The sequence below is a fragment of the Yersinia enterocolitica subsp. enterocolitica genome (assembly GCF_901472495.1).
GTDB lineage: Bacteria > Pseudomonadota > Gammaproteobacteria > Enterobacterales > Enterobacteriaceae > Yersinia > Yersinia enterocolitica.
Genome location: NZ_LR590469.1, coordinates 724,384 through 736,529 on the forward strand (window position 1 = coordinate 724,384; position 12,146 = coordinate 736,529).

Genomic DNA, 12,146 nt, shown 5'->3' on the forward strand with positions numbered 1-12,146 from the left:
AAACAAATGAAAGATAATTGAATTGAGATCTGTTTCGAAAAAGAAGCATAATGAAAGGATTTTTACGGTGTAAGTGTGCGGATTTTCGATAATGTTAAGACTTGCTTGCCGGCAAAGGGAAGGCGTTAATAGATGAAGTGAAATGAAACGAAAGGCTTCTGGAAAGGATCACCTATGAGCAATACTGATTCGATAATGGACAAACGGATAACAGGTACCAGTGAACGGCGTGAGCAAATTATTCAACGTCTTCGCCAACAGGGAAGTGTCCAGGTTAATGATTTATCGTCATTATTTGGCGTTTCTACGGTGACTATCCGCAACGATCTGGCTTTTCTGGAAAAACAGGGGATTGCCGTGCGTGCCTATGGTGGTGCCTTGGTTTGTGATGGCGGCACACCAGCAGTTGAGCCAACCGTAGAAGATAAAAGCGCCCTTAATACTTCGCTAAAACGTAGCATTGCTCGTGTTGCGGCAGATCTAATAAAACCTGGGCACCGCGTTATCCTCGACTCTGGTACAACCACCTGCGAAATAGCGCGATATATGCGCAATCATAAGGAGGTTATTGCCATGACCAATGGCATGAATGTGGCGAACTCGCTGCTGGATGCCGAAGGTGTGGAACTGTTGATGACCGGTGGGCATCTGCGACGCCAGTCATTATCTTTCTACGGTGATCAGGCTGATCAATCTTTGCAAAACTATCATTTCGATATGCTTTTTCTCGGTGTAGATGCTATTAGTCTTGAACGTGGGGTGAGCACCCATAATGAAGATGAAGCGCGTTTAAATCGCCGGATGTGTGAAGTGGCGGAACGTATTATTGTGGTGACTGATTCCAGTAAATTTAACCGTTCCAGTTTGCATAAAATTATTGATACCCAACGTATACATATGGTGATTACCGATAAAGATATGCCCGTCGACAGTTTGAATGGATTACGCAAAATTGGAATTGAAGTGATTCTTGTCGGAGAGTAACAGCACTCTTTAGACCACATAATGGAAAACTTAATAACGTAGGGTTATTGAGTACTGATATTTTCAATATCAAAGGATTTTATGTTTACTAAACATACGCTAATTTACTCACTAGCGCTGTTGGTGTCAGTTTTTTGCTTACCGGTTGCCCGCCACCACCTGATTTAACACAATGGCAGCGACCGAATTCGACGGTGAATGACGCCCGCGTAGCGATGGGGCAATGTGGTGTTCCTTTGCCAGGGCCTCAACCAGACTTTAGCGATAACGAAACTGTGTTGTATTACCACTGTATGAACAGGGTCTTCCTCGATCATGGTGGCTATCTATGTAATGGCAGATGTACTTATGTAGATCCCTGGATGGTAGCGTGTAACGTTATTTTATGTAAAAATCTCTTGGGCTTTTTAAATTTCATAACAAAGGCATGTAATGAAAATAACACCTACCATTATTCAAACACCTTTTCCATTTGAGAATAATAATTCTCATACTGACATAGTAACGTAGCCCATTCTCGGTAAGCTAATAGGGGAAGGTTCGACAGCAGAAGTATTTGAAGATGTGAATGATTCGTCTGCTTTATATAAAAAGTATGATCTTGTTGGCAACCAGTACAATGAGATTCTGGAAATGGCCAAGCAAGAGTCTGACCTTTTTAATGCTTTTTATGGCGATGAAGCATCAGTTGTTATACGGCATGGCGGTGATGTGTACCTCCGAATGCTACGCGTGCCCGGGACTCCCCTTAGTGACATTGATACAGCTGATATCCCTGATAATCTTGAGAGTCTTTATATGCAGTTGATATGTAAATTGAATGAGTTGGGTATAATCCATTACGATCTCAACACAGGTAATATGCTGTACGATAAAGAAAGTGAAAGTTTATTTCCAATAGATTTTCGTGATATTTATACTGAATATTACTCTGCAACTAAAAATGATAAAGAGATTATCGACCGGCGATTACAAATGCGTACAAATGATTTCTATTCATTATTAAACAGGAAATATTTATAGGTGCTATTTTCATGGATGAAAAATCGCTATACGCCCACATTCTCAACCTGTCCGCCCCGTGGCAGGTTGAATCACTTTCCCTTGATGAAAACGCTGGCTCTGTCACCGTGGTTGTCGGGATCGCCAAAAATACACTGCTAATCTGCCCGACATGCGGGCAGCAATGCCCTGTTCACGATCACCGCCACCGCAAATGGCGTCATCTTGATACCTGCCAATTCATGACTGTCGTTGAGGCGAATGTCCCTTGAGTCATGTGTCCAGACCATGGATGCCAGACGTTACCTGTTCCGTGGGCCGGAGTTGGTAGCCGATACACGCTGCTTTTCGAATCATTCGTCCTCTCATGGCTGAAGATCAGCACCATTGATGCTGTCAGGAAACAACTTAATCTTAGCTGGAATGCTGTTGACGGAATTATGACACAGGCTGTTAAGCGTGGGCTTGCCCGGATAAAGAAGCCGTTATCAGCCCGACATATGCATGTGGACGAAGTAGCGTTCAAAAAAGGGCACCGATACATCACAGTTATATCCGATCGTGAAGGACGTGCGCTGGCATTAACGGATGATCGTGGAACTGAAAACCTTGCCAGTTATCTCAGGACTCTCACCGACGGCCAGCTGGAGGCCATCAAAACATTCTCAATGGATATGAATGCCGGATATATCAAAGCGGCACGCATCCATCTTCCGGGAGCTGTAGGGAAAATCGCCTTTGATCGCTTCCATGTGGCAAAACAATTGGGTGAAATCGTCGATAAAACACGGCAGACCGAGCATCCCCGGCTTCTGGTGGACAGTCGCCGCCAGGCAAAAGGAACCCGCTTCCTGTGGCAATACAGTGAAAAACGGATGACAGAGCCCCGGCAGGAAAAACTGACCTGGCTCAGGGAGCAAATGCAACTGACAAGACAGTGCTGGACGCTAAAGGAGCTGGCAAAAGACATCTGGAACCGACCGTGGAGTACTGAACGGCGAACAGACTGGCAGCAATGGATAGCGCTGGCGAGAAGTTGCGATGTACCGGTAATGAAAAACATGGCCGGTACAATCAGCAAAAGGTTATACGGGATACTGAATGCCATGCGGCATAACGTCTCAAATGGCAATGCTGAAGCCCTGAACAGCAAAATAAGGTTGCTGAGAATAAAAGCCAGAGATTACCGGAACAGGGAGCGCTTTAAGCTGGGAGTAATGTTCCATTACGGTAAGCTGAATATGAGCTTCTGAGCGTTTTCATTAACCGTTTATTTCTTAATTGGAATATCGTAGTTGGTTGAGATTGCCTGTTTTCTTGGAATATCGTAGTTGGTTGAGATTGCCTGTTTTCTTGGAATATCGTAGTTGGTTGAGATTGATTGTTTTCTTGGAATATCGTAGTTGGCTGAGATTACCTGTGCTACAGAAAATGCAGATCTTTCGGATTGCTTAGCTGAGATAGCATCCGAATCGGACGAGCTTATACTCACTTGATCTTTTAATCGCTGCAGGCGCCATTGCTCAAACTCTTCAAATGGAACGAAATCAGTATCATCGTCATCTAAAGCGTTGATGTGAGAGGCGCTCTCATTCCTAGACGAAAAACAATCAAAGTGAACATGTTTATTCGAGCCTTTCATTGAATCCATGAGTTCTTTGTACTGAGTATATTCTTTAGCATTCATTCTTAATTTAGGATGCAGGCATGAAGCTAATGGCTTGATTTCTAATACTTTCACTTTTGTACTGGTTGTAACATATCCACCAGAGGAATGGTTATCTTGAGTTGAATTCTTTGAGGTGGATGAGGTATCAACAAAGGAATCGATGCTTAAGCTTGAAGTGCATAGGCATGAATTGATATTTAAAAGCATGTACCCTCCGGATAAGACTGGCTGTCAATGAAGGGAAAATAATAGCAAGAAACAGAGCCTATCATATAAGTGTTTCACCCCTAACAAGACAGTAGGCGCGAATTTTTCCCACCATAATCGGGGAAGACCCATGGAACAACAAGGTTTTGTTTTTAAACATGGTTTTAAGATTTTTGACGTTTACGAACAAACTCCTGCCTGTGTTGCACAAAAACAGGGGAGAGCAGTGAGTCTACGCCAACTTGAGGCGTTGCCTTTTGCCGCTGATAGTGGATTCCACCCCATCAAGCCGGATTCGGGTATGGATAAATCTTCGCGAATAAGCTGGCGTAAAGCAGGGGCTTCACTGTATTTTTCACATACCATTGAGAATGACCGTATCGCCCAACAGATGATGTACCAGTGTGGTTATCCTCAACCACTGGGTTCAAATTCTTTTATTCCTACCATTAGAAAGGCGGCTGATATACAGCGATGCATGCTGGATAACGGTTTTGAGCCCAAAAGAAAACTCATGTTGGTATGTCGTAACTACCCGCAAGTCACTGGATGTCAGAAATAGCGTTATCTCTCTCCACATTTAAATGCTGGTGATTAGACAGAAAAGTCATCACTATGGCATGGGCTTTAAGTGTTTTATTTATCTTTTTCAAGTTGGAGCAGCATTTTAAAAGCATTTTCAATATGGGTAGCCAGGCTTTTTTACATCCTCATACACATCTTGACATTTGTTGCTTTATTCTCAGGTTGTTTACTCCACTTTATTGGTGAAGATTATGAATAACTTGATGCAACAATTACAGTCAATGCTCGGGCAGACAACGAAGAAGAACGGTGACGGGGCTTCTGGCCTGAGTAATATGTTAGTGCCTGGCGCATTGGGTGGCCTTGCCGGCTTACTTGTTGGCAGTAAATCCTCACGTAAACTACTGAGCAAATATGGTAGCAGTGCGTTATTAGCTGGCGGCGGCGCGGTACTGGGAACCGTGTTATGGAATAAATATAAAGACAGAATTCGTCAGAATCATCAGGATGAACCACAGTATGGTCAGCAAGTCGCCCCGGTAGATCAGCGTGTGCAGCGGTTGGTCATGGCACTGGTGTTTGCGGCCAAAAGTGATGGGCATATTGATGCGAAAGAGCGCAGTATTATTGAACAGAATATGCGCGAAGCGGGTATCAGTGAGCAGGGTGAACGTCTGGTGCAACAGGCCATTGACCAGCCATTGGACCCTCAATTACTGGCGCGTGATATTCAAAATGAAGAGGAGGCGTTGGAACTCTACTTCCTGAGTTGCGCCGTCATTGATGTGGACCATTTTATGGAGCGTAGCTATCTTGCCGCGCTGGGCGACGCACTGAAAATTCCGCAAGATGTTCGTGATGGAATTGAACAAGACATTCGAGAGAAAAAGCGAAGCATTACCGACTAATTTACTTGCAGGTGGCCTTTGGTATTCTCCAATAGGCCACTGTTTCAGAAGCGATGCTTCGCAGATTTTGGTGGCTCAAACAGTATTATTAGACGTTAATGCGGATCTATTCTCCCTCAGACTTCATTTCAGACAACAGCCACAGAGCAAAATCCCGCATAGCCGGCGTCTCAGTACGGGACTGTAGGCGAGTTAACCAATATCCCCCGAGACTGACTGTCGTGCTAAAAGGTTGGATTATGCGTTCACTACGTAGCAGGTGCATAAACATAGCGGGTGGAGCCAGTGCGATACCTATTTCCGTCTGCGCCGCTTCCAGCATACTGACTGACGAGTCGAACATCATTATTTGCTGGGAAGGTGAAGGTACAGGCCCTCCCGCCGCCGCAAACCAAGCCGACCACTCATCGCGACGATAGGAACGGAGCAGCATAAACCTTTGAAGATCAGTAGGGTGGCGTAAATCTTTTGCTAATGAGGGGGCGCACAGTGGGGCAAGTGGAGCATCACATAAAAATTGTGACTCCGTGCCATGCCAGGCTCCATTGCCGTAACGAATGGCATAATCCAGCCCTTCAGCCACAACATCGACACGATTATTATGTGTTGAGAGTAAAATATCCACATGTGGGGAATGTTGTTGAAAATCCCTCAATCGTGACAATAAATAGCCGGTTGCAAAGGTTCCAACAACACCCACCCTGATTTTTTCACGCATTATTCCAGCGGAGAAACGGTCTAGCGTATGCGCGATACGATCAAAAGAATCGTTCAGGATGGGGAGCAGATTCTCCCCTTCGGTTGTGAGCACTAATCCGCGTGAAATACGAATAAAGAGGCGACAGTTGAGGCGTTGTTCCAGCGCTTTGACCTGCTGACTTATTGCTGCATGGGTAACATTTAATTCGATAGCAGCCTTAGTAAAACTTAACTGTCTGGCCGCAGCCTCGAAAGCACGAAGTGAATTTAACGGAATATAGCTGCGAACCATAGATTGACTTGTTAGATTTTCTATTATCAAGTGCTAAATATAATCGATTGTTATCCATAGTCAATCATTGCAGAATTCTTCACGCAAAAGGAGCCACACTGCATGCCATTTATCAGTCTATGGAAGATTTACTAATGATGAAAAAGTCTATAATCAATACCTTGATCTTTACCGCTATTGCAACTTTCCCACTTTATACTTTGGCACAAACCAAACTTACGCAGCAGCAGGTTGCGACTATCGTCAATAACACTCTGACGCCGTTGCTCGAAAAACAGGATATTCCCGGTATGGCCGTCGCAGTATTTTATGACGGAAAGCCGCAATTCTTTAACTATGGTATGGCGGATATAAAAGCAGGTCGTCCGGTAACCGAAAATACACTGTTTGAACTCGGTTCAGTGAGTAAGACCTTTACTGGCGTCGCCGGAGAATATGCCATGCAGACCGGTATTATGAACCTTAATGATCCCGTGACGGAATATGCTCCCGAGCTAACGGGCAGCCAGTGGATAGATGTGAAAATGTTGCATCTGGCGACGTACACTGCGGGTGGACTTCCTCTGCAACTCCCCGATTCGGTGACTGACCAAAAATCATTGTGGCAATATTATCAACAATGGCAGCCACAGTGGGCACCTGGGGTGATGCGCAATTATTCTAATGCCAGCATTGGGCTATTCGGCGCGCTGGCGGTGAAAAGAAGTCAGTTAACATTTGAAAACTATATGAAGGAATATGTGTTCCAACCTTTAAAACTGGATCATACCTTTATCACTATCCCCGAATCCATGCAGTCAAATTATGCGTGGGGATATAAAGATGGTCAGCCAGTGCGCGTTACCTTGGGCATGCTGGGTGAGGAAGCCTATGGAGTGAAATCCACCTCGCAAGATATGGTGAGATTTATGCAGGCCAATATGGACCCAGAAAGCTTACCTGCCGCTAACGATAAGCTAAAAGAAGCGATCATCGCATCTCAGTCACGTTATTTCCAAGCAGGAGATATGTTCCAGGGCTTGGGATGGGAAATGTATAACTGGCCTATCAATCCACAGAGGGTGATTGCCGATAGTGGCAATGATATTGCGTTAAAACCACGTAAGGTTGAGGCATTGGTACCTGCACAACCTGCTGTGCGAGCATCCTGGGTTCATAAGACCGGCGCAACCAATGGCTTTGGCGCTTATATTGTATTCATCCCAGAGGAGAAGGTTGGCATAGTGATGTTAGCGAACAAGAATTACCCTAATCCAGTCCGCGTACAAGCAGCATACGATATTCTTCAAGCATTGCGTTGAGATGACAGATAGCTAAACATTTCTGCTGCGCTTCTATGAGATAAGTTAAAATATTGTGAAAAAAATCCACGCAACCGCGTGGATTTTATAGAGTTTATTAATCTTAATGAGATTCAGCGAAACCTCATGAGACGATAAATTTTATTTAGACATTGAACAAGAAGTTCATCACATCGCCATCTTTTACGATGTAATCTTTACCTTCTGAGCGCATCTTCCCAGCTTCTTTTGCACCTTGCTCACCTTTGTAGGTAATAAAGTCGTCAAAAGCGATAGTTTGGGCGCGGATAAAGCCTTTTTCAAAGTCGGTGTGAATTTTGCCAGCAGCTTGTGGCGCTGTTGCACCTACCGGGATGGTCCAGGCACGAACTTCTTTAACACCGGCAGTGAAGTAAGTTTGCAGATTCAACAATTCATAACCGGCACGGATCACACGGTTCAAGCCTGGCTCTTCAATACCCAACTCGGCCATAAATTCAGCGCGATCTTCATCTTCCAGCTCAGCAATGTCTGATTCAACTGCCGCACATACGGCAACCACGACTGAACCTTCAGCGGCAGCAATGGCACGCACTTGATCCAGATATGGGTTATTCTCAAAACCATCTTCATTGACGTTAGCAATATACATGGTTGGTTTCAGCGTCAGGAAGCTCAAGTAACGGATGGCCGCTTTATCTTCTGCTGTCAGGTTCAACGCACGCAGCATGCCAGCATTCTCTAAATGCGGCAGGCATTTTTCCAGTGCTTCCAGTTCAGCTTTAGCATCTTTGTCGCCGCCTTTAGCTTTCTTCTGCACGCGATGAATAGCACGTTCGCAAGTTTCCAAATCGGAAAGAGCCAGTTCAGTATTGATAGTGTCAATATCATCAACGGGATCAACTTTACCAGCAACATGGATGATATTGTCATTTTCAAAGCAACGTACTACATGGCCAATCGCTTCGGTTTCACGAATATTGGTCAGGAATTGGTTACCCAGCCCTTCACCTTTCGAGGCCCCTTTTACCAGGCCCGCGATATCAACGAATTCCATAGTGGTTGGTAAAATACGTTGAGGTTTTACAATCTCGGCCAGTTGGTCCAGACGCGGATCTGGCATTGGCACCACACCCGTATTGGGTTCAATGGTACAGAACGGGAAGTTAGCGGCTTCAATACCCGCTTGTGTCAACGCGTTGAACAGGGTGGATTTACCAACGTTAGGCAGGCCCACAATACCGCATTTGAATCCCATGTTTTATATCACCTTAAATAACTTAAAAATCAACTCGTTAGGGTTAACGGGCCGATGTAATCAAAATTTATGCCGCCATTATACACATTCTGACGATTTATCTCGATCATGCTGTTTCATTGTGTGAATTGCTTTTATCGCAATCTCCGATAGGTAATTGATTTTTCTAACTCTGTGCTCTGGATCACGCTTCCGTTACCTGAAGTTTTTTGCTTAATGTCCGATAACTAAACATTAGGGTCAGCATACTGAATTTGGACTATTCCCATGGAAATGAATATCTATAAATGGCTGATAGTGATTTTGTTTGGGGGAGTGGTGGGGATCTTGGGCATGTGGTTTCTGACGGCAGATTCTGAGCCTACTGGGCCAAGCTTTGCAGAGTTGGTTGATCAATATGGTCTGCAAATAGAAAACCGATCAGACAAAAGCGTAAGATATGTGGGTTACCAGAAAAAAACACTGTATGAGGATTTTGACGGTGTTCAACTGAAATTCACCGCCATCAATGAGAAGTTCGAGCGTAGCCACGATTTATCAGATAATAAGAAAAAAGCTGCCGATTGGGATTCGCTTTTTTGCACTGATGAACTGCAAGATATTGCGGATGAATATGACGCCAAAAGTAATCATTTTCTAGGGAGGGTTAGAGTTATTATTGGCGGTGTTGTCCTGACCGGTGAAGGTCAGCAGGGCATCAATGCGTTGTGCAACAAAAATCAATAAAGTGAAAGGTTAATTCCCCGGTGCATGGCGGTTTCCGGGGAATTAGGTAAACCTCTACTGCGCGCCCGCTTTGAAAGAATGCAGACGATTCATAGCCTTGGTAATATCTTCTTTCAGCAGCACTTCAGTACAGCGAATCGATTCATCAATGGCGTCGTCAATTAAGGTTTGTTCACTGGCGGGGGGTTTGCCCAGAACAAAACCAGTAACTTTACTTTTATCGCCAGGATGGCCGATACCAATGCGTAAACGATAGAAATTCGGGTTATTACCGAGCTTGCTCTGAATATCTTTCAGACCATTGTGGCCACCGTTGCCACCCCCTAACTTCAATTTCGCCACGCCCGGTGGGATATCCAGCTCATCGTGCGCGACTAAAATTTCTTCTGGTAAGATACGGTAAAAGCCGGCCATTGCCGCAACAGCCTTGCCACTTAAATTCATAAAGGTAGACGGTACCAGCAAGCGCACATCTTGGCCTGCCAGATTTAACCGTGCGGTATAACCGAAGAATTTGCTCTCTTCTTTCAGTTGTTGGTTATGGCGCAGCGCCAATAAGTCCACATACCAGGCTCCCGCATTATGGCGGGTTTGGGCATATTCTGCGCCCGGATTTGCCAGCCCAACGATTAATTTAATGCTACTCACGTCGTCATTCGCTATTACTAAAGGAATTAAAGTGTGACAGTTTACCTGTCATGGCGCGTAATGACAAAACTGCTGGTGTGAGTTTGCTGGGGGTTAATAATTCGAATGGTGAATAGTTCATTTGTGTAACAATTCAACTTTAGTGCCAAATAGCTGGAAAATGTAAAGATTTGTCGGAATATATTCGCCAGTTGTGATCGCAAGCGCAATACCTTTGCTGCCAGCCTGACTATACTAAGTTATTAAGTGGACATGAATAATCGCATTAAGCAAGCAGTTTCGGATGCTGAACGTAGTGATTATTTATTGGCAACTCAAGTGGAGGTGGCATATGAAACGTAAAAGCGCAGCAAGACTCGGTAATGTGCTGATGGGACTAGGATTGGTGACAATGGTCGTTGGGGTAGGTTACTCAATTTTGGCCGAAGTTACACAATTTGGTTTACCGCAATTCTTTGCCCACGGTGCAGTGATGAGTATTTTTGTTGGTGCACTGTTATGGCTGGTCGGCGCTCGTATTGGTGGGCGTGAAGAAGTTGCTGACCGTTATTGGTGGGTTAAGCACTTTGATAAACGATGCAATCGCAACCAGCGCCACTCATAACATCTGAGTGTGGCCCCGAGGTATATGACAAAATATAAACCTGTTACCGCAGCTTTAAATCGAGCTGATGTTCAGGAGGAGTGAATGACGGCCCAAAAATCCATAGATCAAGAACCTATAGACCAAGAGTAGAAAACCCGTTGTAGCAGCCGCTTCAACGGGTTTTTCTTTATCTGTATTATACCCGTCATACTTCAAGCTGCATGTGCGTTGGCTGCCTTCCTGCAACTCGAATTATTTAGGGTATAATTCATTTATCAGTTATGAACACCCACACAATACTGCTCAAAAGTGGCTCATCACAGTTAACTGCGGCCAGTTAGCACCGCAGGGATATCCACAACTCAATGTTGATTAATGCTCAAACATCGCAGAGATTGACTCTTCATTACTGATACGACGGATGGCTTCAGCCAACATGCCGGACAGTGTCAGAGTACGTACATTTTTCAATGCTTTGATTTCAGCTGACAACGGAATAGTGTCACAAATAATTACTTCGTCAATCACGGAGTGCTTGATGTTTTCAACCGCATTACCAGAGAAGATCGGGTGAGTCGCGTAGGCAAACACACGCTTAGCACCACGTTCTTTCAAGGCTTCAGCCGCTTTACACAAAGTGCCACCGGTATCGATCATATCGTCAACCAACACGCAATCACGGCCAGCTACGTCACCGATGATATGCATCACCTGAGAAACGTTAGCGCGTGGACGGCGTTTGTCGATAATCGCCATATCAGTATCGTTCAGCAGTTTTGCGATGGCTCTGGCGCGAACAACGCCGCCAATGTCTGGAGAAACGACGATTGGGTTTTCCAGATTCTGCTGCAACATGTCTTCCAGCAGGATTGGGCTACCAAATACGTTATCAACCGGAACATCAAAGAAGCCTTGGATCTGTTCAGCATGTAGATCCACTGTCAATACGCGGTCAACCCCAACACTTGAGAGAAAATCGGCAACAACTTTGGCAGTGATCGGCACACGAGCGGAGCGCACACGGCGATCCTGGCGGGCGTAACCGAAGTAAGGAATAACAGCAGTAATACGTCCTGCGGAGGCGCGACGCAGGGCATCAACCATGACAACCAGTTCCATCAGGTTATCGTTCGTGGGTGCGCAGGTGGACTGGATGATGAAAATATCACCACCGCGTACATTTTCGTTGATTTGCACGCTCACTTCGCCGTCGCTAAAACGACCTACAGCGGCGTCACCAAGACTGGTGTACAAACGGTTGGCAATACGTTGTGCTAGTTCCGGGGTGGCGTTACCAGCAAAAAGCTTCATATCAGGCACGAGAAGAACCTCAGGCATGCGTCCAGAGAAGATATTGTCAGA

10 protein-coding genes and 3 pseudogenes are annotated in these 12,146 nt (G+C 45.1%); 8 read left to right on the forward strand and 5 right to left on the reverse strand.

What is annotated here, in order from left to right:
* Positions 1-174: 174 nt before the first annotated feature.
* The 3 genes and pseudogenes from FGL26_RS03335 (at position 175) to FGL26_RS03350 (ending at position 3,239) form a co-directional block, all read left to right on the forward strand.
* Positions 175-984 (forward strand): DeoR family transcriptional regulator, encoded by an 810-nt coding sequence (locus FGL26_RS03335; RefSeq protein WP_005169078.1) that lies wholly within the window; start codon positions 175-177, stop codon positions 982-984.
* Between the two features lie 432 nt (positions 985-1,416).
* Positions 1,417-2,007 (forward strand): annotated as a pseudogene (locus tag FGL26_RS21610) (OspG family effector kinase).
* Between the two features lie 11 nt (positions 2,008-2,018).
* Positions 2,019-3,239 (forward strand): annotated as a pseudogene (locus tag FGL26_RS03350) (ISL3 family transposase).
* Between the two features lie 17 nt (positions 3,240-3,256).
* Here the strand turns inward: FGL26_RS03350 and FGL26_RS03355 are convergent.
* Positions 3,257-3,862 carry a hypothetical protein gene (locus FGL26_RS03355; RefSeq protein WP_032908358.1) on the reverse strand — a complete coding sequence of 202 codons (606 nt, stop codon included), beginning with the start codon at positions 3,860-3,862 and terminating at the stop codon, positions 3,257-3,259.
* A 73-nt stretch (positions 3,863-3,935) separates the two neighbouring features.
* Here FGL26_RS03355 and FGL26_RS03360 point away from each other — a divergent pair.
* Together FGL26_RS03360 and FGL26_RS03365 are read left to right on the forward strand one after the other, a co-directional pair.
* Positions 3,936-4,424, forward strand: a pseudogene (locus tag FGL26_RS03360) (hypothetical protein); the annotation flags it as partial.
* Positions 4,425-4,638: 214 nt separating this feature from the next.
* Positions 4,639-5,295, forward strand: coding sequence for a tellurite resistance TerB family protein (locus FGL26_RS03365; protein WP_005169089.1), 657 nt, complete (start codon positions 4,639-4,641; stop codon positions 5,293-5,295).
* 106 nt (positions 5,296-5,401) lie between these two features.
* On the opposite strand, the gene ampR is transcribed toward FGL26_RS03365, so the two are convergent.
* On the reverse strand, positions 5,402-6,286 hold the full coding sequence (gene ampR / locus FGL26_RS03370; RefSeq protein ID WP_005169093.1) for a LysR family transcriptional regulator AmpR: 885 nt from the start codon (positions 6,284-6,286) through the stop codon (positions 5,402-5,404).
* 134 nt (positions 6,287-6,420) lie between these two features.
* Here ampR and ampC point away from each other — a divergent pair, with 134 nt between their 5' ends.
* Positions 6,421-7,587, forward strand: a complete 1,167-nt coding sequence (gene ampC, locus FGL26_RS03375) for a class C beta-lactamase (RefSeq protein ID WP_005169095.1) — start codon at positions 6,421-6,423, stop codon at positions 7,585-7,587.
* Between the two features lie 145 nt (positions 7,588-7,732).
* Here ampC and ychF read toward each other — a convergent pair whose 3' ends face one another.
* Positions 7,733-8,824 carry a redox-regulated ATPase YchF gene (gene ychF / locus FGL26_RS03380; protein WP_005169097.1) on the reverse strand — a complete coding sequence of 364 codons (1,092 nt, stop codon included), beginning with the start codon at positions 8,822-8,824 and terminating at the stop codon, positions 7,733-7,735.
* A gap of 267 nt (positions 8,825-9,091) precedes the next feature.
* On the opposite strand from ychF, the gene FGL26_RS03385 reads away from it, so the two are divergent.
* Positions 9,092-9,550, forward strand: a complete 459-nt coding sequence (locus FGL26_RS03385; RefSeq protein WP_005161346.1) for a hypothetical protein — start codon at positions 9,092-9,094, stop codon at positions 9,548-9,550.
* 54 nt (positions 9,551-9,604) lie between these two features.
* Here the strand turns inward: FGL26_RS03385 and pth are convergent, their stop codons facing one another.
* Entirely contained in the window at positions 9,605-10,198 is a 594-nt protein-coding gene (gene pth / locus FGL26_RS03390) for an aminoacyl-tRNA hydrolase (protein WP_005169099.1), read from the reverse strand.
* Between the two features lie 331 nt (positions 10,199-10,529).
* On the opposite strand from pth, the gene ychH reads away from it, so the two are divergent.
* Positions 10,530-10,802 (forward strand): stress-induced protein YchH, encoded by a 273-nt coding sequence (ychH, locus tag FGL26_RS03395; RefSeq protein ID WP_005161340.1) that lies wholly within the window; start codon positions 10,530-10,532, stop codon positions 10,800-10,802.
* 354 nt (positions 10,803-11,156) lie between these two features.
* Here ychH and prs read toward each other — a convergent pair whose 3' ends face one another.
* Positions 11,157-12,104 (reverse strand): ribose-phosphate diphosphokinase, encoded by a 948-nt coding sequence (gene prs / locus FGL26_RS03400; protein WP_005169101.1) that lies wholly within the window; start codon positions 12,102-12,104, stop codon positions 11,157-11,159.
* Positions 12,105-12,146: the final 42 nt, after the last annotated feature.

What these genes read in the sequence shown, in the direction of transcription:
- FGL26_RS03335 (WP_005169078.1), top strand. Translation starts at nt 175, where the DNA reads ATGAGCAATACTGATTCGATAATGGACAAACGGATAACAGGTACCAGT.
- FGL26_RS03355 (WP_032908358.1), bottom strand. Translation starts at nt 3,862, where the DNA reads ATGCTTTTAAATATCAATTCATGCCTATGCACTTCAAGCTTAAGCATC.
- FGL26_RS03365 (WP_005169089.1), top strand. Translation starts at nt 4,639, where the DNA reads ATGAATAACTTGATGCAACAATTACAGTCAATGCTCGGGCAGACAACG.
- ampR (WP_005169093.1), bottom strand. Translation starts at nt 6,286, where the DNA reads ATGGTTCGCAGCTATATTCCGTTAAATTCACTTCGTGCTTTCGAGGCT.
- ampC (WP_005169095.1), top strand. Translation starts at nt 6,421, where the DNA reads ATGATGAAAAAGTCTATAATCAATACCTTGATCTTTACCGCTATTGCA.
- ychF (WP_005169097.1), bottom strand. Translation starts at nt 8,824, where the DNA reads ATGGGATTCAAATGCGGTATTGTGGGCCTGCCTAACGTTGGTAAATCC.
- FGL26_RS03385 (WP_005161346.1), top strand. Translation starts at nt 9,092, where the DNA reads ATGGAAATGAATATCTATAAATGGCTGATAGTGATTTTGTTTGGGGGA.
- ychH (WP_005161340.1), top strand. Translation starts at nt 10,530, where the DNA reads ATGAAACGTAAAAGCGCAGCAAGACTCGGTAATGTGCTGATGGGACTA.